The sequence below is a fragment of the Natrinema sp. DC36 genome, assembly GCF_020405225.1.
GTDB lineage: Archaea > Halobacteriota > Halobacteria > Halobacteriales > Natrialbaceae > Natrinema.
The window spans coordinates 549,936-572,628 of record NZ_CP084472.1; the positions used below are offsets into that span (position 1 = coordinate 549,936).

Consider the following 22,693-nt stretch of genomic DNA (forward strand, 5'->3'; position numbering starts at 1 on the left):
TCTACTCCTACGCCTTCGCCTGCCAGCTCCGGACGCGGTCGGCGCTGACGCCCTCGACGTCCGACGCGACCGCGTCGGGATCGGCGTCGGTCAGGTCCTCGAGGTCCTCGATCCCTGCGTCGGCCAGTTTCTCGACGGTCTTCGCGCCAACCCCGTCGAGCGCCTCGAGGTCCGAGCCCGTCTCGCTCTCGCGGGCCTGGAACTCCTGGTAGTTACAGATCGGACAGCCCAGTTCCCAGGGCTCGTCGCCGCTGTGGACGACGAGTTCGGGCAGCTCGTGCTCGTCGCAGTACTCGTCGGTGACCTCGATCTCGCCGCGCCGGGGCAGGGGGAGCGAGTACTCGCAGTCGGGATAGCGCGTACAGCCCACGAGACGTGAGCCGCTCTGGAGCGTTTTGACTGCCAACTCGCCCCCGTGTTCCTCGCCACAGTCAGGACACTCTCCGAGAATCGGTCCCTCGCCGGCGTCTTCGGCCTTACAGAGCGGGCAGCCGTGGACGAACGTCTGCCGACCGGCGAGCATCTTGACCTCGTTCAGGCCGTGGTCCTCGCACTCGTCCTCGAGGATGAGCGGCTTGCCCGTCGAGGGCAGCGGCAGCGTGTTCTCGCAGTCGGGGTAGCCGTCACAGCCGATGAAGTACGAGCCGTGGCGGCTCCGGCGGACGAGCAGGTCCTCGCCGCACTCGGGGCACGGCCCGAGGCGCTTGTCGTCTTTCAGCGACTTGCGGAGGTGGTCGCCGATCTCGTCGCGCGAGTCCGCGAGGTTTTCGAAGATTTCCTCGAGCATCTCCCGAGACTCGTCGGTCACGTCGTCGAGCGTCGCCTCGCCGTTTGCGATGGCGTCCATATCGGCCTCGAGCTGGGCGGTCATCTCCTCGCTGACGACGCGGTCGGCGTAGTTCTCGGCCGCGTCGACGACGGCCATCGCGAGCTTCGTCGGCCGCGGCGGATCGCTCTCGATGTAGCCCCGATCGTACAGCTTCTCGAGGGTGTTGTGTCTGGTCGACTTCGTCCCGATTCCCATTTGCTCCATGGTCTCGATGAGCCGCGACTGGCCGTATCGTCGGGGCGGCTGGGTCTGTTTGTCCTCGAGTTCGACGTCGGAAAGCGCCAGTTCCTCGCCCTCGTCGACGTCGGGAACGAAGTTCTCCGTCGTCGAGAAGTACGGGTAGACGTCGTGGTAGCCGGGCTCGACGAGGCGCTTGCCGTTGGCCTTCAGCCGGCAGTCGTCGACCTCGGCGACGACCTTGAGGTGTTCCCAGACCGCGGCGTCGGCGACGGTCGCGTAGAACCGCCGCACGACGAGTTCGAACACCTCCCACTCGTCGTCGCTCACGTCGCCGCGGGTCGGAATCTCTCCGGTGGGGTGAATCGGCGGGTGATCGGTCGTCTCCTCGTCCCCTTCCGTCGGACTGATCTCGTCGGCCTCGAGCAGCGATTCGGCGGAGTCGCCGAGCGAGGGGTGGCCGACGAACTCGTCGAGGAGATCCTCGGGCTCGAGATCGTCGGGGTAGACGGTGTTGTCGGTCCGCGGGTACGTGATGTAGCCGGCGGTGTAGAGGTCCTCGGCGATCGACATCGCTCGTTTGGCCGAGTAGCCGATTGCACCCGCGGCGCGGATGAACTGGGTCGTGTTGAACGGCTCGGGCGGCGTGTCGGTCCGGGTCCGCCGGTTGACGTCGACGACGGTCGCCGCGTCGCGGCTCGAGAGCGTGTCGTAGACGTCCTCGGCGACGGCCTCCTCCCAGACGCGTTCGGCCTCGTTGTCGTCCTCGTCGCGGTAGAAGTACTGGGACTCGAAGGCCGTGTCGTCCTTCTGGAGGTCAGCGAACAGCTCCCAGTAGTCCTCCGGATCGAAGGCTTCGATCTCGCGCTCGCGGTCGACGATCAGCTTCAGCGTCGGCGACTGCACCCGGCCGACGGAGATGAAGTCGTTACCCAGTTGTCCCGAGGACAGCGAGAGAAAGCGCGTGAGCGCGGCCCCCCAGACGAGGTCGATGATCTGGCGCGCTTCGCCGGCGGCCGCGAGGTCGAAGTCGAGTTCGTCGGGCTCGTCGAACGCGTTTTGCACCTCGTTTTCCGTGATCGAGGAGAACCGCACGCGTCGAATAGGGACGTCCTCGTCGACCTCGCGGACGATATCGTAGGCCTCCTTGCCGATCAGCTCTCCCTCCCGGTCGTAGTCCGTCGCGATCGCCACGCGATTGGCGCGACGGGCCAGCAGGCGCAGCGTCGCCACGATGTTCTCCTTCGTGGCCGTCTTCTCGACGCTCGCGTCGATCAGCTCCACGGGCTCGACGTCCCGCCAGTCGGAGTACTCCGAGGGGAAGTCCACGCCGACGACGTGGCCCGACAGCCCCACGCAGCGCTTGCCGCCCCACTCGTAGACGTTGACCCCGTTCTCGCGACTCGAGTCGTAGGTCCCGCCGCTCAGGATGTCGGCGATCCGGCGGGCTGCGTTGTCCTTCTCCGTGATGATCAGCTCCACCGCGGTTCACCTCCCGGTCCTCGAGCGTCCGGCCGTCGTCGCGGACGAATATCGGTCATCGTCGCTCGGTACGGCTGAGTATCTGATAACGTTTTCGCCGAAACCGACCGACAGCGCGGGTGTGCGCGCCGCGCGGGCTCGCGTGAGTGCGGTCGCGCGTGCCAAGGACCGTGCGGGGTCGGCAGTCTGAGCGCGGAGTCGGCAACCCGAACCCGGAGCTGCATCCCGTTGCCACGCCAAAGCGACACTGACTTCCCCCACTGTTCTATCGCCTCGAGAAACCCTCACGAACGTTGATTTATCACCGCTAGCGACGACGACAGACTTATCACCACTCTGTGTTACCACCTAGTTGTATGAGCGAATTCGAGCAGTTTAGTCAGGTCGGCGAAGCAGACGTCACCCGCGCGATCGGACAGGAGTGGACCGAGGAGTTCATGGACTTCTCGGACTCGGACGTCATCATCGTCGGCGGCGGTCCCTCGGGGCTGACGGCGGCGAAGGAACTCTCCGAACGGGGTGTGAAGGTGATGGTCGTCGAGAAGAACAACTACCTCGGCGGCGGCTTCTGGCTCGGCGGCTTCCTGATGAACAAGGTCACGGTCCGGGATCCCGCCCAGCAGGTCCTCGACGAACTCGAGGTCGACTACAAGCGGTCCCAGGACAGCGAGGGACTTTACGTCGCGAACGGGCCGGAAGCCTGTTCCGGGCTGATCAAGGCCGCCTGCGACGCGGGCGCGAAGATGCAGAACATGACCGAGTTTACCGATATCGTCATCCGCGAGGACCACCGCGTCGGCGGCATCGTGATGAACTGGACGCCGGTCCACGCGCTGCCCCGCGAGATCACCTGCGTCGACCCGATCGCGGTCGAGGCCGATCTGGTCATCGACGCGACCGGCCACGACGCGATGGCCGTCAAGAAACTCGACGAGCGCGGCGTCCTCGACGCGCCCGGCATCGCCGACGCCGAGGAATCGGCGACGGGCATGGACCAGACCGGCGACGACTCCTACGGCGCGCCCGGCCACGACTCCCCCGGTCACGACTCGATGTGGGTCGGCAAGTCCGAGGACGCCGTCGTCGAGCACACCGGCCTCGTTCACGACGGACTCATCGCGACCGGGATGGCGACCGCGACAACCTACGGCCTCCCGCGGATGGGGCCGACCTTCGGTGCCATGCTCGTCTCCGGGAAGCGCGCCGCACAGGTCGCGCTGGACGAACTCGAGGTCGACGCCGAGCCCGTCGAGTTGACCTCCCGGGCCGCACCGGCCGACGACTGACCGATTCCGCAATCAGTCACCCCCGCTTCTGACCACCAGCGTTCCCGTCGTGCCGGGCTGGAACTCGAGGGAACATCCCCGTCGGTCCACGCGGTGGCCGTCGGCTTCGAGGGCCTCGCCGACGGTCGATGAACGCCGAACGCGTTCGATCAACCGACGCCAGCGGAACGTCCTGCACTTCCCTCGCGACCCGACGCAACTCTTCTACGGCGGCCTCGTGCGCTAACAGTTCTCGCCGGTTGTCGTCGCGGAACGGAAAGTTCGACGACGGTCGCTTGCACCGGGTCGTCACCGCCGGCAGTCACTCGCCGATCGGCGAGTCGGCGGCGCGTTTCCGGAGGTCCCTCGCGTCACTCGGGAGCAGGTGGCCGCGCCTGACGGCCGCCGCACTCGCCGTCCTGATCGCCGTGACGTAGGCGTCGTGGGACGGGTAGAGCCGGTCGAGCGTCGCCGCGTCGAAGCGGTCGGTCCGGCCGGTCAGGTCGCAGCTCGCGGCGTCGTAGGTCGCCACCGGCACGTCCAGCACGGGGAGCCGGAGACCGCCCTCGGCGTTGCCGAAGCGGTCGCGCTCGAGGGTCACGCCCCCGTCGTCGATGGTGCGCTCGATGCGGTCGGCGCGAGGCGGCCGGCCGCCGCGGGCGATCCACTCCCGGAGCTGTTCGAGGGCGGCTCGCCAGGCGTACCGCGCCGGGAAGTAGTTGTAGCCGCACTCGCCGTAGGTGCCGTCGGGCTGCTGGCCGTAGTCACCGGCGGCTTCGGGGTCCCAGTTCGGCTCGAGCCCCTGGAAGTCCCGCCGGCGGACCGCCTCGGTCCACCGCCTGAGCCAGTTGTTCACGTGCGAGGCCCCCGCGACCTCCCAGAGCACGAAGTAGGCCTCGTCGTCGCGGGGCCCGATGGACATCTCGTCGAGGCGGAGCCCCGACGTCGGGATGTCGATCTCCGGCGCGTCGCCGTTCCCCGAGAAATCCCCGAAGCCGGCGGCCTCGTCCTCGCTGTTGAACCACAGAATCGGCGCCTGGTCGGTCCGGGCCGTCGTGAGCGGGCTCCCCGCGGGCAGGAACCCGTCGACGACGCCGTACGCCGGCGCGGCCAGGTTGATGTACCGTAGCAGGAAGAAGGCCGACTGCGAGTGGCCGGTCGCCAGGGCGTTGTCGGGCCGGAGCCGCCCCAGCGGATCGGTCTCGAAGTCCCAGCGGTCCCAGCCGCGCGGCTTGAGCGCGGTGATCGCCTGGGCGAAGATGTCGAGCGCGTATCGGTCGCCGGGATGGTGGAGGCTCCCGTACCGCTCGGGGTCCCAACTCACCAGGTCCTGGTCGGTCTGAGAGTCGTCGACCCCGACCTTCTGTGCCGAGACGAGCGCGACGGCGGTCCCGTTGCGCATCAGCGAGTCGTAGGCGTTCGGCCACGCGACCGGCGCGTCCATCTGCGTGCTGACGTTCAGCCACTCGGCGGTAACGGTGCCGTTGAAATCCCTGCGGCATTTCGGTCGGTAGACGAGGACGCGCGTCTTGTACTCGCTCGTCTCCCTCGCCTGTTCCCCGTCGACGAAGGAGTCGTCGTGGCGCGCTTCGCCCGCGATGAAGTACTCCTCTTCGACGTAGCCGTACGACTCGAGGTCGTGGGGCGCCGCGAGCAGCGGCCCGCCGGTCCGACTCCCGCCCTCGATCGGTCCTTCGACGGTCGGACTCGAGACCGACGACGAGAACGTGGCGGTCACCCCTGCGCTCCCGACGCCCGCCGCTGTCAGTCCCGCCACACTCCCGAGAACGGCCCGTCGGGAGGCCCTGTGGCCGTAACTCGGTTTGGTCGATCGATCGCTCGAGTCGGTTCGGTCGATATCGTTCGTATCGTCTACCATGGTCCGCCCAGCCATACCACGATCGGACATATTCATCCGTTGGTCCCAGACTAATTTGACCCTATGAAAATTAATTTGAAGATGGGTTTTTAACGTAAAGTACTAGGTTGTGAAGTGAGCGTGTTTTTACTGTGGACGGCGTCCGGGCCAGAATTGTGGCGTCGTGACTACGCCAGGGCCGACAGTATCGCCGAACGACCGGTCTCGTCTACCGTGACAAATATAATTTATATACGTGTTGGATCGTCAGTTCGATCGTCGCGAACCGCGTCCGATCGTAACTGTTTCACTCGGTGGTACCACGCGTTAGTATATGGTCGAGCGAGTTATTTGCTACCGCGGGCCGTCGACGGTCGCCGATGTCGACGAGCTAGCCGATTGGTTACGGGCGCGGGTCGACGCCGACGTGCGCGTTCGGGACCGATTCCTCGAGGCCCACCGCACAGACGACCTCCCAGAGAAATTCGCCGAGGCGCGGGTTCCCTCGCCGTACGAGCGCGAGACCGGCAACACGATGCTGGGGACGATCCGCTACGAGGAGCGCGCCCTCGAGCACCCGGAACGCGAAGGCGGCGTCCTCTACGACGGCGCGGCCGTCCAGCGGGCGCTCAACGCGGCGCTCCCCGCCGAGGAACGGGGCCTCGAGACGCTCCACGTGGCGATCCTCGACCGCGCGATCGGGACGTGGGGCGACCACGACGGTCGCTGGCACAAGCGCGTCAACGTGCTCGGACAGCCGGCGCTGGTCTCGGTGCCGGGTCTCTACGAAGCCCCGGCGAAACCGGAGGCGTACTACAAGGAAAAGCAGCGCCACGCGCTGCTGTCGGGCGATGCGCCGCCGCGGGAAGTCCTCGAGAACCAAGTCGACGGCGAGTTCCTGATCGAGGACGACCCGCGAACCACCGACGCGCTGAAGGGGTACGCCCTGCAGGCGTTCCACTACCTCGAGACCGGCGAACCCTTTTGCGACCGGGAAGGCTGTCGGCTATTCAACGCCCACTATCACGAGGACCTGATCGACGCACAACTGCGCGAACCGGCGTTCTGCAGTGAACACGCACAATCGTATGAGATGTAAGTCCCACCGCTGGCGCTCGGCATGCGGTGGCGCGCGCTGAATCGCGGCGAGCGACTAGCGAGCCGCGAGTCGACATTGCGCGAGGTCTTTGCGAACGGAGTGAGCAACGGCTCGGAAGACGCGTACGCGTCTTCCGTTGGATGAGCGAGTGACCAGCGGAAACGAGCGAATCGGCTGAGGAGGGCGTGGCGATCCCGTGTTGCCACGGTAGCAGGACGTTTTCTCGCACAGAACGCGAGTCGGATGCATCACTTACTGCCCACTCTGTCCAATTCGATTGTCGGAATCGGTGCGTACTTTTGTCTCAGCCGACTCCGAAAACGTACAATGAGTGCCGAGTTTACCGTCGACGTTCCCGTTCGCTACCGCGATCTGGATCCGATGAACCACGTCAACCACGCCGTCTACGCGAGCTACCTCGAGGCCGGTCGGACCGCCTACCTCGAGGATGTGGCCGGGCTCGAGCCCGAGGAGATCTCGTTCGTCATCGTCGACCTCCAGCTCTCCTACGAGCGGCCGATCACCAAGGGCGACGAGCCCACGGTCGCGCTCTCGGTGACGCGGCTGGGCGACTCGAGTTGCACCATGTCCTACGAGATCCGCGTCGACGGCGACGTCGCGGCGACGGCCGAAACGACGATCGTTCACATTGATCCCGACACGGAACGACCGAGCCCGGTCCCCCATGCGATAGCACAGCGCATTCGGGAGCACGACGGACTCGAGGCGGTGGCCAGTAGATAGAACGAGTACCGAACACCGGCGTTACATCGGTTCGAGTAAGAGACGGCGAGTTCGAATGGAGATATCGTCCTCTTGTCCGAAACGGTTCGGTCGCTAGTCGAGTCGCCCGCCCGTCAGTCGGACGACGCCGAAGATGTGGGTCTCGTCCGCGACGGCGACCGCACGCTCGCGGAGGCGGGCGTGTGCGGCGTCGATTTTCTCGTCGAGCCGGATGTGGGGATCGCTCTCGTATCTGAGTTGCATCGTCGGCGGCGTCGAGAGGACGACGATCGCCCGGAAGACGGCGTTAACCGGCGGCGCATACCACTCCCGGCTCCGGGCGGCGTTAGCGAGCACGACGGTGCCGTCGGAGCCGACGAGGTCACACCAGTCGTCGACCGCACCCGCTGAATCCTCGAGCATCCCGACGACGAACGTCGCGAGGACGGCGTCGACCCCGTCGTCGTCCGTCCCTGGGACTCCTTCGTCGTCCTCGAGCGCAGCCCTCACCGGCGGCTGCGTCGCGTCCCCCTGTAGGACGTGGACGTTGTCGTACGCCGCGGTGGCCGCGCGGGCCCGCTCGAGCACGGGTCGCGTGAAGTCGATCCCGATCACGGTCCCCGCGGGACCGACCCGCTCGCGCAGAAACGGCAGGTTTGCGCCCGTCCCACAGCCCATCTCGACGACGGTGTCGCCGGGCTCGAGCCGGCAGGCGGCCGCCGCTCGCTTTCGGAGTCGTGCGATTCCGGGCGTTCGACGCGCGATCAGGTCGTAGAGGCGCGCCCAGCGGCCGTAGAACTCCTGTGCGGAGTCGGATTCGGTCGCCATCTGCTCAAACGAGCGATCGAATCGTGTCGGCGACCGACTCCGCGTCGGTGCCGAGGACGTAGATCAGCGGCTCGATCCCCATCCCGCCGGTCTGGTAGAGCACCGTCGCCTCGGGTTCCTCTTCGATCGCCGCGCCGACGCTCGAGGAGACGTCGCCCGATTCGTCGAACTCCGCGGCGACGCGGCCCTGTTCGGCCAGTTCGTCGAGCAGTTCCGGCTCGTAGGTGACGTTGATCCCCGCCGAGACGTTCGCGCCGTGACGGCGCGCGGCCAGCAGGACGCGCGCGACGTGTTCGGAGACGCCGAACTCGGGATCCGCGGGGACGGTCGCCCGGCCTTTCACGTCGAATATTCGGCCCGGAACGCCCGCCACGTCGTCGACGTCGTCGGCGTCGGGCGTGCACGCGACGAGGTTCGAGCCGACCGCGGGAATCAGCGCGGTGAACCCGCCAGTCGTCTCGAGGATGCGCAGCCCTCGTCGGACCGACGAGAGGATCCGCTCGCTGGTCCGGAGGTCGCTCTCGGGATCGTGCACCCGAAAGCCCGAGCCGTGGTCGGCCAGCGCCGGGACAGCCGCCTCGTGAAGTTGGGCGAGGAGGTCCCCGCCGGCCTCGAGTTCGCGGATCAGCACCTCGAGCTCGATCAGGGCCTGCATCGGGGAGATTTCGTCGGCCGCCAGTCCCGTTCCGAGTTCCTCGACGAGTTCGCGGACGCGCTCGTCAGTGGCGATGCGATCGTTGACGGTCACGTCGCCGTGGGCGTACTTCGAGACGGCGCTCTGGCTGATGCCGAGTACCTCTGCGACCTCGCTCTGCGTGAGGCCGCGCTCTCGGAGATCGCCGGCCAGCAGCGATCGGACGGTGGGCAGGAACTCGTCCACGACGATTTCTTCGACGAATTGCATTCGTTGTGCAGGGTACGGGCGGCTGACGGGAGAAACTGTTGGTCCGTTCGGTGAACCGACTCGCGTCGCCGACTCGAGTCGCTCACAGGATCGGCACGAGCATCGCCGCGAACTCGTAGTCGTAGACGTGATTGAGGAGGACGTAGGTGACCACGCCGAGGAAGAGACTCAGAATCCACGCGCCGGCGGCGATGCGACCGATTCTGGCGTGGGGCGTCTGCCGGAGCTCTGCGGGCGTGTGGGTCAGTCCGAGGATCAGCGCGTAGAGGACGACCGGCACCGAGACGATCGAGAGGATGATGTGGATCGCCAGCATGACGAGATAGGCGTAGTAGATCCCCTCGGGGCCGACGAACTCCTTCGTTCCGCCGCCGCCGACCTTGAGCAGGTAGACGACCAGAAAGCCCAGGATCAGGACGAACCCCGAGACCATCGCTAGCCGGTGTTTCTCGACATCGCCGGCGCGGATCCAGTACCAGCCCGACAGCAGCACTACCGTCGCTGTCGTGTTGATGACCGCGATCACGTGAGAGAGCAGGTTGACCTGCGCGTTCGTCAGATCGGGATAGATCGGCACGTCGAGCAGGAACGTCCCGAGCACCAGCGCGTAGCCGACGATCGTCAGGAGGACCGTTACGCCAATCGGGCGCTCGCGGAGCCGGCGTCTCGCGTCAGCGGTTGCCATTATCGGACGTTCGGAGCACCGCCGTATCACGTTTGCTGTTCCAGCACGGCTCGCACACGCCCAGCACGCGAGTCGGCGCTCGAGGCTCGGTCTCGAGCGAACGAGCCTCGAGAACCAATTTTTCAGTCTCGAGCGAACGGGAACCGATTTAACCGCTCGCGGACGAGCGGCTTCAGCTCGAAGAGGTAGCGCTCCGTGTCCGCGATCCCATCGGAGTCCTCGTCGGGGACGTGCTGGGCGTACATCACCTGATCGAGGGAGACGTCGTCGGGGAGCTCCTGGGCGATAACGACGCCGTCTACCGCGCGGCCCGGCTCGAGTTCGACGTCGGTGCCGGTCCAGCGCTCGGGGAGGTCGTTCGCGTGCGGAGCGACGATGCTCGAGCCCTCGTAGAGGAAGCCGTCGTCGCCGAAGAAACTCGTGTTCGCTTTCCCCCGCCAGGGAAGCGGCCGCGAGCTCGTGTTGTGGGCGCGGAAGAAGGCCACCGTCCGCCTGGTCGCGACGGTGATGGGGCCGTCGACCAGCGAGGCGAGATCGACATTGTGGACCAGTCCGGCGAGGCTGAGCGTGAGGTACTCGCCGCTGACGGTCAGTTCGTACTCGCGGTCGCCGCTTTTGACACGCTCGGAGGGATCGTAGGTCGGATTGGGTCGACGGTCGGAACTCGAATCGCCCCGCGTGATCGCGCCGCCGTCCGTTTCGCGGTCGCCCGGCGCTCGTTCGCCGAGGATCGCCTCGTAGGCGTCCTTGATCCGCAGAAACTGCTCTCGAGAGCCACCCTGATCGGGGTGATGAACCTTCAACAGGCGCCGGTAGGCCCGACGAACCGCCCGGTCGTCGGCGTCCGGCGACAGCCCGAGGACCTCGTAGTGGCTCTCCATCGATGGAGTACTCGATGCTTCGTCGAAAAGAGTCTTTCCGTGTTTACCGTCGACCCCATCCGTTAGAAATCGTACTTCGACCGTCCGTCACCTCAGTCCGCGGGTTCGGTCGGTTCCTCGAGCGTGACCGTGCCGTTCCGATCGACAGTGACGTGGTAGTCACAGAAACGAAACGAGACGGCTCCATCCGGTCTGTTCGTGCCGTTCGGTCGGTCCGCGAAGAGCGCGTCGAGCGACGTCGGATCGACGACCGCGTGAAGCGATTCGTACTGCGGCGGCGCCAGTTCCGCCGGCTGCACGCCCTCGGCCTCGGCAACCGTTTCGATCACTGCCTGACTCGGCGGCACCGCTGACGGCGCGCCGACGCTATCGCCACCCTCCACCATCGTATTCGACCCTTCCAAATCCGGTGGAATAAAACTATCCTTCTTGGATGAGTCGTGTCCCCAGACGACAATCCGATCGCTCCCCCACAAACGCGGATCTCTCGTGTGGGTTCGAAGCCACTCGTGCAAAACCGAACCTCGTTGGACGAGACTCGATACCATCGCCCGAGATCGAACGCAAAAGCGAGCTACTCGATGTGAATCGCGGGTTTGCCCGGCCGCGCTTTCTCCGCCAGGTCGTCGTCAGCGGCCGCCCGGCGGACGGTGACGTCCGCACCGAACTCGTCGGTGACGAGCCAGCTCGCGCGGTCGAGAACCTCGAGTTCGCGATTCGCGCCCGGCTGCTGTCCGAGTTCCGGGCCGCCGTCGCGGCCGACCAGTCGGCCGACGAACGAGCCGACGGTCTCGCGGTCTGCCGCGACGCCGTCGGCCGCGAGGAGTCGGTCGACGATCGAGTCGGTATCGGGGACCGCGTGGGCGTCGGCGGACGCCGCCTCGTCGACGAGTTCGGCGGCCCGATACTTCCACTCGCGAGCGCAGACCAGCTCGATCCGTTCCGGTTCGTCGATCGCGGCGACGTCGACGATGTCCCGAACGTCCTCGAGCGTCCGTTCGACCAGTCCCCGCTCGAGCCGGTAGGCCGACGCGTCGCCGTCGGGTTCGGGCCAGTCGGCCTCGACGACGAGTCCGTCGCCCCGGAGCTTGTTCCAGCACTCCTCGCCGAGGTGCGGGGCCATCGGCGCGATCATCGCGGCGAGTGTCAACATTCCCCGCCGGTAGACGTCGTCGTGTGGCCGGTCGTACTCGCGGTAGCGCCGCAGCAGGCGCGCCAGTTCCCGAATTTCGGTGGCCGCGCGGTGGAATCGGAACCGCTCGTACTCCTCGGTGACCGCGGCGATCGTCCGATCGATCTCCCGGTCGACGTACTCGTCGTGATCTCGCCGTTCGACGCGGGTGTCGCCCGCCTCGACGAAGTCCGCCGCCATCCCGTAGAGGGCCTGCTGGAGGTCGTAGGCCCCGCGGACGTTGTTGGCAGTCCACTCGAAGTCCTGCTCGGGGTGGGCCGCCGAGAGCACGAACAGCCGTGTCGTCTCCGCGCCGTACTCCTCGGGAGCGACGACGTTCCCCTTCGAACTGGACATCTTCTCGCCGTCGTACAGCACCGTCCCCTGGCTCTTGAGTTCCCGAATGGGCTCCCGTTGCTCGAGGAGGCCGATATCGGCCAGCGCCTTCGTGAAGAAGCGGCTGTAGAGCAGGTGGAGGATGGCGTGCTCCTCGCCGCCGACGTAGACGTCGACGGGCATCCAGTCGTCCGCGCGGTCGGTGTCGAACGGCGCGTCCGCGAGGTCCGGCGAGAGGAAGCGCAGGAAGTACCACGAGGAGTCGACGAAGGTGTCCATCGTGTCCGTTTCGCGGCGCGCGGGCCCGCCACAGTCGGGACAGGTCGTCTCGTTCCACTCCTCGGCCGCGTCCAGCGGGTTGCCCGTCGTCCGGACGAACTCCGGGAGTTCGACGGGGAGGTCGTCGTCGGAGACGAGCACGTGCCCGCAGTCGTCGCAGTGGACGACCGGAATCGGCGTCCCCCAGTAGCGCTGCCGGGAGATCAGCCAGTCGCGCAGCCGGTAGGTGGTGTCTTCTTCGAGCGCGTCGTGGTCGGTCACGAGCCGCTCGCGGGCCGTCTCGCTCTCGAGTCCGTCGTACTCGCCGCTTCCCTCGAGCGTTCCCTCGCCGGTGTAAGCCTCGCTTTCGACGCCGGACTCGGCCCTCCCGTCGTCGGGAACGATCACGCGCTCGATCGGCAGGTCGCGTGCGAGCGCGAACGAGTGGTCGCGCTCGTTGTGGCCGGGAACGCCCATCACGGCACCGGTGCCGACGTCCTCGAGGACGTAGCCGGCGACGTAGACCGGGAGTTCCGCCCCGGTTAAGGGATGCACCGCGGTCGCGTCCGTCTCGATGCCGGAGAAGCCGACTTCGTCCGGGTCCTGCTCGCGAACGGTTTCGACGTACTCACCGACAGCCTCGTCCGAATCTGCCAGTTTCCGCGCCAGTTCGTGTCCGGGCGAGACGGCGAGGTAGGTCGCGCCGTAGACCGTCTCCGGACGGGTGCTGAACACGTCGACGGTTCGGTCACCGTCGCCATCGCCGTCGCTCCCATCGCCGCTGTAGTCGGACACGTCGAACGTGATCCGGGCCCCTTCCTGCCGGCCGATCCAGTTGCGCTGGATCTCGCGGACGCCGTCGGGCCAGCCCTCGAGGTCCGCGAGCCCCTCGTGGAGTTCCTCGGCGTAGTCGGTGATCGTGAGGAACCACTGGTCGAGTTCGCGCCGCCCGACGGACGTCTCGCAGCGCCAGCAGACGCGTTCCCCGTCGCTACTCGCGGCTTCGCTGCTCCCCTGATCCGAGGACCCACCGCGTTCGTCCTCGCGCTCGACCACCTGCGCGTCGGCGAGGACGGTCTCGCAGTCGGGACACCAGTTGACCGTCGCCGCCTCGTACTCGACGAGTCCGGCCTCGTAGAGCCGCTTGAACAGCCACTGGTTCCACCGGTAGTACTCCGGCTCACAGGTGGTGATCTCACGCGACCAGTCGTAGCCGAAGCCCATCGTCTCGAGTTCCTCGCGCATGCGCCGGATACACGCCTGCGTCCAGGACTCGGGATCGGTCTTTCGCTCGAACGCGGCGTTCTCCGCGGGGAGGCCGAACGCGTCCCAGCCCATCGGGTGGAGCACGTCGTCGCCTCGCATCCGGCGATAGCGCGAGTAGGCGTCCGTGATCGCGTAGTTACGGATGTGACCCATGTGGAGCGTCCCCGACGTGTAGGGAAACATGCCGAGGACGTAGGTCGGATCGTCGGCGTCTTCGTCGAGCGCGTAGACGTCGTCGCGCTCCCAGACGTACTGCCAGTATCTGTGAAATAGATACAATTATTCTTGAAAGTAAGTGGGGTCGGGTGGACATGGGTGAAGATGATCCGACCCCAGTTCCGTATAGATCATGTTTACAGAAAAGTCTTTCACAATACGAAATACTTATAAGTAGTCGGTACGTACTTGGTAAGTAAGAGGATGTCTGGATTAGGTGATTTTGTCGAGGAGAATACTGAAGAACTCCACTTGATGAATATCGAGCACGAGGATGAGTTTGGTAAGCCAATTATCCACACGCTGACTCGAGACAAAGAAGGTGAACAGAGACACGTTGAAATTGTCGGTCATAAACCCTCTTTTTATATCCCTGAAGACGCCTACTCGAAACGAGTAGCAAACAACGATTGGGTAGACTACGCCGAAGAAGGCCACCAATCGATTAAAGGCCAGTCACTCGTCAAAGTATACTGCAACCTCCCAGGCCAGATCAATGGGAAAAACGACAAGAAGGGGCTTCGAGAATACTTTGATAAAACGTGGGAAGCAGACGTATTTTACGTCAATCGTTTTCTTATCGATACTGGGATCAAAACCCACTTCGAAGTCGATCTCGATGAGACGTGGGAACCACAATCGTGTCAAGGAGACTACCGAGTCAACGTCGATGATGTCACACCCGTCGAGGAACCAACGTGGAAAGCCGACCCACGTACGGTCACGATAGACATCGAGGTGGAGTCGCCAGACGGTTTTCCAGACCCATCTGATGCAGATCATCCAGTCACCGCAATCACCGCTCACGACAGTCACACGGACGCCTATACGGTGTGGGTCCTACGACATCCCGATTGGGACTACAGCGACGTTGAAGTAGAAAACCTCGTTATCGATCATCGGCCAGAAACTATCTCCGTCGAAATCGATGAGGACGACGATGGAGAGCCGATTTACGAAGATCTCACAGTCCCGATTGAGGATGTCAAAGTCTTCAGTGACGAGGGCGACATGCGTCATAACTTCAACAAGTACGTTGAAGCACGACGCCCAGACCTATTGAGCGGATGGAATTCGAGTTGTACGGACAAAGGCAAGCCGTTCGACTTTCCGTACCTCATCAACCGTTGTCAGTCCAAGAACGATCTGTCCTACCGAGATTGGTCTCCGTTTGGGGAGGTGTGGGACAGCCATTGGGGTCCTCGAGCCAAGGGTGTAGAGTTTCATGACCAGATGAAAGCGTATAAGAAAACACGCTGGTCGAAACCCAAGGGCGGATACGGGCTCAAGAACATCTCCTCCGAAGAATTGCCGATAGGTAAGTTGGAAATGGAGGATATTGACGACGCCTGGAAGCGGGATCCAGCCGCGTTCATCGAATACAACATTCGTGACGTTCAGGCCGTCCTCGGAATCGACGTAGCAGCGGGCGTCACCGATCTGTTCCAGAACCTCCGAAAGCTTACTGGGGCGCAGTGGGGTGACTGTCACAACAATATCGACCTTCTCGATCACTACATCCTTCGCTTTGCACACGAGCGTAACGTCGCTCTCCCCACGAACGAGAAACCAGAACGTGGGTGGTTCTACGGCGGCTACGTCTTCGAACCAGAGTTAGGGCGACACCCGAACGCCGTTTACCCCGACGTGTGGTCGGAATATCCGAACGCTTTCCGTACGTGCAACCTCTCCCCAGAGACGATTATTGGCACCGCAGAGGATCTCGAGGCGTCTGAGTACACCGAAGAAGACTGTCGGTGGTCGTATATCGACACCCGTCCAGACAACGTGAAGAACCCACCAGATATGGACGGGGCTGCGGAACCAGAGTACGAGAAATGTTACTACCTCAAGCCTGAAATTAAGGAGGGGTTCATGAACAAGGTCGTGGACCACGTTATGGGTCTGAAGGACGACTACGATGGAACCGACCTCTACGGTCCTGTCAAACAGGTCGTCAACTCCGTGTGGGGCGTCTACGGCGACAGCGATTCCTACGGGAAAGGATACCGCCTGTTCGATTGGCGTGTCGCTGAGTCGATTACGCTCTACGGTCGAAAGGTCATTCAACACTCCGCAGAGAAGTACGTCAACTCGCTCAACGAACTGAAGGACAAGTACGACTACGACGGTCGGAACGCCTATCAGGTCGGTGGAGACACGGACAGTGTCATGACAAGCATTCCGTTCATGAACGCTTCCAATCGGGATGAGCAGCAACAGATCGTTGATCTCGCTATCGAGGCGTGTGACATGGTCAACGATAGTTACGATGAGTTTGCCGCTGAAGAATTCAACAGTGATGGGACGTATATCGAACTGGAGATTGAGTCTTACTCTCCTTGGTTGTTCGTTCCAGAAGGCGTCACGAAGGAAAAAGCGAAGAAGCGATATGCAGAGATCACCGCCTGGGACGAAGGTGAGTGGCTCGACCCACCAGAATTGAGCTTCACTGGAATCGACGTGGTTCGGTCTGATCGGGCTGTCGTTACTCGGGAGATGGTCAGTGATGTTATCGAGACCATCCTCCGTATCGATGATGGTGAAGAGGCCCGTCGTGAAGCGTATGACGCGATACAAAACACAGTCGAGCAGATCAAAGACGGTGAGAAACCGCTGTCGTATATCGCCCGTCCGAAGGGGATGGGGCAGGACCCAAGCGAGTACGGTAGCGCCTCTAAACGCCCCTCGAGCACCTACAGAGGTGCTAAGTACGCCAACGAGAATTTCGATTGGGAGCAGATGGGTGAGGGTTCGAAGCCACAGTTCCTTGCGATAGACAAGGTCCGTGGCGATTGGCCGAAGACCTACAGCGCCGAGACCGCAGAAGACGGCGATGTCGTTGATGCGCTGTCCGTAGAGCATCCTGAGAGGGTGCCAGACGAGTTCATCGTTGACTACGATACGATGATCGAGAAGACGCTTCGAGATCCTTTGCGGCCGATCATGGGACCGCTGAATTGGTCATTTGACGAAGCGTTGAGTGACAGCGAACAGTCGGACATCACATCGTTCATGTAGTTGCATAGTTGTTACCAAGTAGTAACCTTTTTATGACCACAGTCCCTCTATTGATGTGTAATGGTCGGAACCATCATTCATGGGGACGCGCTCTCCATTGCCAACGGTGATGAATTAGACGATAACAGCGTCGATGCGATTATCACATCTCCACCGTACTGGAAGATGCGGAAGTACCCCGACGCCCGTATGGAGTGGCCTGACGGATGGTATGGTGAATTGGGTCAAGAGCCGTTTCCGCAGAACTATGTTTCCCACCTCACTGAGATTTTCAGTTCCTATCAAGATGCGCTGAAGGACAGCGGGTCCATGTGGGTGAACATTGACGACAAATACTCTGGAAGTGGCAACGGTGCGTGGAAAGACCCATCTGAGGATGTTAAAGAATCGTTTGTCCCAGAGGAGAACTACTGGAACAACGATGTGTCTATTCCACGAAAATCCCGTTGTCTCGTGCCAGAACGATTTGTAATAGAGATGGTTGACGACTACGATTTCATTCTACGAAACGATAAGGTGTGGCACAAGTCCAACCCTGTCCCACACCCAGTTCGAGATCGACTGAACACGTCGTGGGAACACTTCTACTTCTTCACCGTCGATCAGGATTACTACTTTGATCTCGACAGCATTAAGGTGGAGGCAAAGACTGGTGGGAAGAAGAACCCAGGTGATGTGGTGAAGACACCGACATCGAGCAGCACCGATGGTCACAATGCAACGTTCTCAGAGGAACTTGTAAAACCGATCATCGAATCATGTGTCCCCGAAGGTGGAACTGTTCTGGACCCCTTCTCTGGATCTGGTACCGTGGGTAAAGTTGCAGACGAATTGGATAGAAATTATATCGGTGTTGAAATTGGTGAGGAATACGCCCAGACATCTGAGGCAGAAGTGGCTGCCGCGTAGTTACCAAGTAGTAACCTTTTTGTAGCCAGACGCCCTACTACTGGGTATGCAAAGTCCAACTTGGCCTGTATTACCAGTTAACTTCCCGAACGCATTCCACGGAGGGAAGTACTATGCGTACTGACGAGGAGATCGAGGGCGGTATCTCGATCATCGAGAACCGCATCGAACGTGATGCGGAATCTGAGCACGCTGTGAAACCACTCGTCTTGTCCATCTGGCAGGCAAAGCGGGCTGGACTACTCCTCATCCGAGATAGTGAGAACGGTGAGTATTGGCAAGTCCGTGACGAACTGGAATACGACCTTCTAAAAGACATCAACCTCCTCGAGTACACCCAACTCCAGGCAATGAAGAATGCGATGGACTGGGCTGAAGGAGATACTGATTCACTGTAACAATGACATTCGAAGTAACTCAGAAGACAAGGGCGAACCTCTACGGTGAACGATGTACAGAGCAGTACGAGTTTCACTTCAATGAAATTACTGGAACTCTCTACAAGATAAGTGTAAAGATATACGAGAATGGAGACTTGGTGTTTGAACGCGACAACATTGGTCTGGATCATGTTCCAGATGAGATCAGCGAAAGGGTGGCAGAACGCCTACTCAACGCAGCAGAGGAATTGTAATGGAACGAAGAGAACGATTGGACCCCGAAGATCTGCAACGTGAAGAGTGGAACAGTCTCGTCAATAACTACGATAAGCACGATATCGGTGAAGCATACCTCACTGGGCGGCTCCACCAGATTGGTCTCGAGGTAGAAAACTGGGGCATCGACCAGCGCCACGACGATGGAGACGGGCTCATATTCGACAATAAGATGGACCTACGGCTGTGGGAACCGCAAGGGGATTACGGAGCGCCAACGTTCTGGCCCTCTGATGCGTCCATTGCAAAGTCGTCTGAAGAAGGCGTGGCGGCGGATGGTGGTCTAATCAGTGAACACGTCGAGGGAGAACGAGAGTACGATCTCAAGGGCGTGTGCGACATCAAGACAAAAGCTAACCCCGACTGGCTTGGGAAGTTCAACCTCCGTCACCTCACCCACTACTCCTACTGGGCTGAGGCGTACGACGTTCCTGTGTTCCTGTACTTTACACTCGTAGATTTGGAAAGCGAGGAGGTGGGTGAGCGGAACATCATCATGGAAGTTCCACACGACTGGTACTGGGGAGAACTGGCTCGCCACTACGACAGTGATGATGATCTCCGACTCACGTACGGCGAGTGTAAAGACGCAGCACGTGACTGCCCGCTTGTTGATCGAACGTTTCGAGCACCAGACGGCAATCTCGTCGTGAGTACTAACGAGGATCTATACGACAACCTCGATTACATCACAGAAAAGGTGTTATGAGTGACCAAATTTTTATTGCTTTAATTTACTTCACCCCAGTCGTATTATTTGTGTGGGCGGCACTCAATCTGTTGTAGTCACGTAGTTACCATTTCGATACCTTTTTATTGCTTGATACCCTACTATAGAGTGTAAACAATGTTCTTTGACCAAGACGATATCCGTGTGACTCGGATCAAAGCAGAAGCGTCAAACGGTGTTGGTGTGCGATTCGTTCCACAAAACGATGGTGTAGAACTATACGGATATTCGTGGCCCTCGGCGTGGTCTCATACCGACACCGCCGACGACGAGTTTGGAATGGGGCAGACGATCGATGATGAAGACCTTCAACAGCGAAAACAAGCAGCCTACGACGAAGTGAAAGATGACGTTCACAACGCTGTCGAGGAGGCACGATAATAATGGGACTACTGGTTACGTCGTACGATATCAACTCCGAAGACATCATTGAAGCGCTTCACACCCTTGCAAATGATATCGAAGATGGTGAAGCACTCATTGATTCTGCCGCAGATTCCGTAATTGTAGAATCAGATGATGTGGTGAAGATTGGATTTGAACTTGAAACAAAAATCACTCAAGACGCTGAAACAACTCGGCTCATCGATCTCGAGGAGATTCAAGAATGAACGACCACAACAAAAATATCGCTGACATCCTTCGAGATACGGCTGACGATATCGAGAACAACGAGGAAAATGTGACGTACTTCAACATCCGTGATGGTACGACGCCAAATGGTGAAACAGAACAGGCTGTTGAAGTTCGATACAAGGAATGAGTTACACCTCAGACGAGTTAAAAGAACGTATTGGTGAGAGCCCCACAGCGACGTTCGAATGTAAACGAGTGTTCGACATGGAATACGTCGAAACGGAGCCCGAGAACGTGTTCTACGGTGAGGTTCACCGTGAACAGGTCATGCCACTCGTCATATTCGAATTCAACAAACACAATGCGTTCCTCCCACCGTGGGACAAGATGGTGTCGTTCACGCTTGAGGGAGATGAAACAGCAACGTTCGGCAATCCAGAACTGCGGGAGACGAAGGTGACTGGAGAATTTAAGACCGTTCACATCTTCTCCCCAGTGGTCAAATTCAACGTATGAATCGAATACAAAAGATCGTGTTCGGAGTGATGGTTGTACTGACCTTCATCATGCTAACAAATGGGTGATGAGATATACCGATCTGAACGAGCGGAAATGAGCCAGGAGAGTAGTACAGGACCGAAGTGGTTATCATCGTTCTTCGGTCCAGACGGTGGTGTTGAGGAGTTTGTAAAAGCGCTCTTCTACATCACAATTGGTGCAGCACTAATGGCAATGGTATTGCACGAACCAACATCGACAAACGAGATCGCAGAGAGTGTTAGTTGTTATGAAAGCAACTGTTAAACTATACCACGATAGACAAGACGATTACAGCGACGTAGAGCCCGATCAGACGAAGGAGATCGAAGTAACTGAAGAGTGTCTCAGCGACCGCCCTATGTTCGCTGATGAAGAGTGGATTGAGGCAGACGACGTATACAACCACAAGTACTACGCAATCGACTGTGAGTGCGATGAAGCGGTCACGCTCTACGTCCACACCAACGACAGTGTTCACGACCCAGACGATTGGGGTCGAGCAGCGGAGGGGGGTCTAATCTACGATCCTGAAGACGATTACCCGCCCTTTGGGTGTGAGATGTGGGGGCGAACGTGTTTCTGGGTGAAGAGTAATGCATAGGGGAGAATACAAGAAACTGGGTCCGTCTGAATACGCCAATACAGTAGACGGGGAACTTAAAGCGTCAAAACCGAATGGAAGTACCCACCTCGACCTCGGCGGGGACACAGAAGTACGAGTGAAGGAAAATGACGGATACACCCTAATAGAATTTAAGGCCGACGACGGAACCCGAGGAGAGTTGACAATTCCAATTGAGGCATTCGAATGAGCGATAGGGCAGCAGAGTTGTTTAAACAAGCGAAGAACGGTTCAAAAACAGCAGAAGAGGCGTGGGAGGAACTAAAAGAAATGAGAGAAGAAGTTGACTGGGATGTGGATGCGATTCGGGCAGATAGTGAGGTGAGTGAAGAATGATTATTGACTTAACACTTGGAGCGGTAATGACTGGAGTCGGTGGTTACAGTGCTGTAGAATTCGCAAAGGCTTGGTTCGAAGACCGAGAAAAGTACGAATATGAAGACAAATACTACACAGCAATGATGTTGGTGGGGATCCTCATCCTGTCTGACGGTCTTAGACATCTCACCCAACTACTCTGATAATGGCGAATAAAGGACGCACATTCGAACTGGATACAGTTCACGATATCGTCGTTGATACCGATCAGCGGTTCGTCCATGCAGCCGTTCCAGACCACTCTGGCAACGCTCGAGACACGTACTATGATCTCGAGGTAATATGGCCCCAAGATTATCACGGTCATTGTCACGGTGCTTTCATCGAACTGAAAAAACGTAGCGGTGACGAAGGAAAGCGTGTCAGCGTTATGAGCGGTGGGAATGACGATGAAACTGGGAAAGAGGAACTTGAACGACTGATTGAGGGGACACCCAACTGGGGAGACGCATACGTCTGTATCAAATTCGACCACCGTGAGATCATCGTCCTTCACGCTGAATATCTACTCAAGCGTCTTGAGGGCGACGTGGGCGGCTTTGACGACGCATGGTCTACTATCACCAAGGCGGAGGAGAAAACGCATGGCGCTCGTCTCACGCCCTCTGACAGTATCTCTATGGTGAAGCCGTGTCTATCCTACTGGGAGTCAAGTACCGCTGGCCTGGACGACCATCGAAAGATCTTATACGAGACTGGGGTTCCAGACCACTGCATCCAACCATTCGAACTGGATTCGGCGGAGGCTGCAACAGCATGAACGAGATAGAAACACGAGTGGTGATGGATCTCCAAATTGCCGCTATGGTGGGGTGTTTTGCAGTCGAAACCCCAAGGGTCCACCTCGAACAAGACGATATCGACGGTCTGTGTGTCGGTCTAAATACCCCATATGAAGGGGTGGACACACTCAAGATAGAATTTGACTTCGTTGAAAATAGCTACACATCCATCTATAAAGAATTTGAGCGATGTGGTATAGAAGAAGAAACTGTAGTTCTATACGGATATAAGTATCTCTGGTACTGTAGAGACATATACTACGATATTGATCTGGGTAGTTTTGCAGAAGGAGAAAAGTTGGCTGGAACGGTCAACTACGAATTCACAGACGTTACGTTTGCAGAAAAGCGTTAGATCGCTAACTCTCCTTCATCCGAAAACCAGGGCGATAAAAATCCGCCGACCATAGTGATTCTGTCTTTTCCGAACCAACCGCTAATGTCATCATCGTTTCGACGGTAGTCCCACCACTCTTCCCACGGGTTTTGGCTTTCAGTACG

General features: G+C 60.2%; 27 protein-coding genes. 19 read left to right on the forward strand and 8 right to left on the reverse strand.

Annotation, left to right across the window (positions count from 1 at the left end; all coding sequences use genetic code 11):
* Positions 1-7: 7 nt before the first annotated feature.
* Positions 8-2,488 (reverse strand): DNA topoisomerase I, encoded by a 2,481-nt coding sequence (locus LDH74_RS02865; RefSeq protein WP_226041129.1) that lies wholly within the window; start codon positions 2,486-2,488, stop codon positions 8-10.
* 356 nt (positions 2,489-2,844) lie between these two features.
* Here LDH74_RS02865 and LDH74_RS02870 point away from each other — a divergent pair, with 356 nt between their 5' ends.
* Positions 2,845-3,774: a sulfide-dependent adenosine diphosphate thiazole synthase gene (locus tag LDH74_RS02870; RefSeq protein WP_226041130.1), complete on the forward strand. Its 930-nt coding sequence runs from the start codon at positions 2,845-2,847 to the stop codon at positions 3,772-3,774.
* Positions 3,775-4,075: 301 nt separating this feature from the next.
* On the opposite strand, the gene LDH74_RS02875 is transcribed toward LDH74_RS02870, so the two are convergent.
* Positions 4,076-5,632 (reverse strand): alpha/beta hydrolase domain-containing protein, encoded by a 1,557-nt coding sequence (locus LDH74_RS02875; protein WP_226041131.1) that lies wholly within the window; start codon positions 5,630-5,632, stop codon positions 4,076-4,078.
* Between the two features lie 313 nt (positions 5,633-5,945).
* Between LDH74_RS02875 and LDH74_RS02880 the strand changes: the two genes are divergently transcribed.
* Both LDH74_RS02880 and LDH74_RS02885 read left to right on the forward strand, forming a co-directional pair.
* Positions 5,946-6,710, forward strand: a complete 765-nt coding sequence (locus tag LDH74_RS02880; protein ID WP_226041132.1) for a DUF6775 family putative metallopeptidase — start codon at positions 5,946-5,948, stop codon at positions 6,708-6,710.
* A gap of 327 nt (positions 6,711-7,037) precedes the next feature.
* Complete coding sequence (locus LDH74_RS02885) at positions 7,038-7,454, forward strand: thioesterase family protein (protein WP_226041133.1); 417 nt, start codon at positions 7,038-7,040, stop codon at positions 7,452-7,454.
* A gap of 93 nt (positions 7,455-7,547) precedes the next feature.
* Here the strand turns inward: LDH74_RS02885 and LDH74_RS02890 are convergent, their stop codons facing one another.
* From LDH74_RS02890 to leuS, 6 genes are all read right to left on the reverse strand, one after another.
* Positions 7,548-8,261, reverse strand: a complete 714-nt coding sequence (locus LDH74_RS02890; protein WP_226041134.1) for a class I SAM-dependent methyltransferase — start codon at positions 8,259-8,261, stop codon at positions 7,548-7,550.
* Positions 8,262-8,265: 4 nt separating this feature from the next.
* The gene (locus LDH74_RS02895) at positions 8,266-9,165 is read right to left on the reverse strand and encodes a thiamine-phosphate synthase family protein (protein WP_226041135.1); all 900 of its coding nucleotides are present in this window, start codon (positions 9,163-9,165) and stop codon (positions 8,266-8,268) included.
* Between the two features lie 82 nt (positions 9,166-9,247).
* Positions 9,248-9,850, reverse strand: a complete 603-nt coding sequence (locus LDH74_RS02900) for a DUF420 domain-containing protein (protein WP_226041136.1) — start codon at positions 9,848-9,850, stop codon at positions 9,248-9,250.
* A gap of 122 nt (positions 9,851-9,972) precedes the next feature.
* Entirely contained in the window at positions 9,973-10,731 is a 759-nt protein-coding gene (locus LDH74_RS02905; protein ID WP_226041137.1) for a J domain-containing protein, read from the reverse strand.
* Between the two features lie 92 nt (positions 10,732-10,823).
* Complete coding sequence (locus LDH74_RS02910; RefSeq protein WP_226041138.1) at positions 10,824-11,117, reverse strand: HalOD1 output domain-containing protein; 294 nt, start codon at positions 11,115-11,117, stop codon at positions 10,824-10,826.
* Positions 11,118-11,305: 188 nt separating this feature from the next.
* Positions 11,306-14,041: a leucine--tRNA ligase gene (leuS, locus tag LDH74_RS02915; RefSeq protein WP_226041139.1), complete on the reverse strand. Its 2,736-nt coding sequence runs from the start codon at positions 14,039-14,041 to the stop codon at positions 11,306-11,308.
* Between the two features lie 141 nt (positions 14,042-14,182).
* Between leuS and LDH74_RS02920 the strand changes: the two genes are divergently transcribed.
* The 16 genes from LDH74_RS02920 to LDH74_RS02995 all read left to right on the forward strand — a co-directional run bounded on the left by LDH74_RS02920 (position 14,183) and on the right by LDH74_RS02995 (position 22,547).
* Complete coding sequence (locus LDH74_RS02920) at positions 14,183-16,999, forward strand: DNA polymerase domain-containing protein (protein WP_226041140.1); 2,817 nt, start codon at positions 14,183-14,185, stop codon at positions 16,997-16,999.
* Positions 17,000-17,059: 60 nt separating this feature from the next.
* A complete protein-coding gene (locus tag LDH74_RS02925; protein WP_226041141.1) occupies positions 17,060-17,908 on the forward strand; it encodes a site-specific DNA-methyltransferase in 849 nt (282 codons plus the stop codon).
* Between the two features lie 113 nt (positions 17,909-18,021).
* Positions 18,022-18,306: a hypothetical protein gene (locus LDH74_RS02930; protein ID WP_226041142.1), complete on the forward strand. Its 285-nt coding sequence runs from the start codon at positions 18,022-18,024 to the stop codon at positions 18,304-18,306.
* Between the two features lie 2 nt (positions 18,307-18,308).
* Positions 18,309-18,542 carry a hypothetical protein gene (locus LDH74_RS02935; RefSeq protein ID WP_226041143.1) on the forward strand — a complete coding sequence of 78 codons (234 nt, stop codon included), beginning with the start codon at positions 18,309-18,311 and terminating at the stop codon, positions 18,540-18,542.
* On the forward strand, positions 18,542-19,273 hold the full coding sequence (locus LDH74_RS02940; protein WP_226041144.1) for a hypothetical protein: 732 nt from the start codon (positions 18,542-18,544) through the stop codon (positions 19,271-19,273). The genes LDH74_RS02935 and LDH74_RS02940 overlap by 1 nt, the downstream gene beginning before the upstream one ends.
* Before the next feature lie 138 nt (positions 19,274-19,411).
* Entirely contained in the window at positions 19,412-19,675 is a 264-nt protein-coding gene (locus LDH74_RS02945; protein ID WP_226041145.1) for a hypothetical protein, read from the forward strand.
* Positions 19,676-19,677: 2 nt separating this feature from the next.
* Entirely contained in the window at positions 19,678-19,905 is a 228-nt protein-coding gene (locus LDH74_RS02950) for a hypothetical protein (RefSeq protein WP_226041146.1), read from the forward strand.
* The gene (locus LDH74_RS02955; protein WP_226041147.1) at positions 19,902-20,057 is read left to right on the forward strand and encodes a hypothetical protein; all 156 of its coding nucleotides are present in this window, start codon (positions 19,902-19,904) and stop codon (positions 20,055-20,057) included. Before LDH74_RS02950 ends, LDH74_RS02955 begins: the two co-directional genes overlap by 4 nt.
* A gap of 77 nt (positions 20,058-20,134) precedes the next feature.
* Complete coding sequence (locus LDH74_RS02960; RefSeq protein WP_226041148.1) at positions 20,135-20,386, forward strand: hypothetical protein; 252 nt, start codon at positions 20,135-20,137, stop codon at positions 20,384-20,386.
* 96 nt (positions 20,387-20,482) lie between these two features.
* Positions 20,483-20,674 (forward strand): hypothetical protein, encoded by a 192-nt coding sequence (locus LDH74_RS02965; protein ID WP_226041149.1) that lies wholly within the window; start codon positions 20,483-20,485, stop codon positions 20,672-20,674.
* Complete coding sequence (locus LDH74_RS02970) at positions 20,658-21,011, forward strand: hypothetical protein (protein ID WP_226041150.1); 354 nt, start codon at positions 20,658-20,660, stop codon at positions 21,009-21,011. Before LDH74_RS02965 ends, LDH74_RS02970 begins: the two co-directional genes overlap by 17 nt.
* The gene (locus LDH74_RS02975) at positions 21,004-21,222 is read left to right on the forward strand and encodes a hypothetical protein (protein WP_226041151.1); all 219 of its coding nucleotides are present in this window, start codon (positions 21,004-21,006) and stop codon (positions 21,220-21,222) included. Before LDH74_RS02970 ends, LDH74_RS02975 begins: the two co-directional genes overlap by 8 nt.
* Positions 21,219-21,368 (forward strand): hypothetical protein, encoded by a 150-nt coding sequence (locus tag LDH74_RS02980; protein WP_226041152.1) that lies wholly within the window; start codon positions 21,219-21,221, stop codon positions 21,366-21,368. Before LDH74_RS02975 ends, LDH74_RS02980 begins: the two co-directional genes overlap by 4 nt.
* A 26-nt stretch (positions 21,369-21,394) precedes the next feature.
* A complete protein-coding gene (locus LDH74_RS02985) occupies positions 21,395-21,553 on the forward strand; it encodes a hypothetical protein (RefSeq protein ID WP_226041153.1) in 159 nt (52 codons plus the stop codon).
* Positions 21,554-21,555: 2 nt separating this feature from the next.
* Entirely contained in the window at positions 21,556-22,170 is a 615-nt protein-coding gene (locus tag LDH74_RS02990; RefSeq protein ID WP_226041154.1) for a hypothetical protein, read from the forward strand.
* Positions 22,167-22,547, forward strand: a complete 381-nt coding sequence (locus LDH74_RS02995; protein ID WP_226041155.1) for a hypothetical protein — start codon at positions 22,167-22,169, stop codon at positions 22,545-22,547. Before LDH74_RS02990 ends, LDH74_RS02995 begins: the two co-directional genes overlap by 4 nt.
* Positions 22,548-22,693 lie beyond the last annotated feature (146 nt).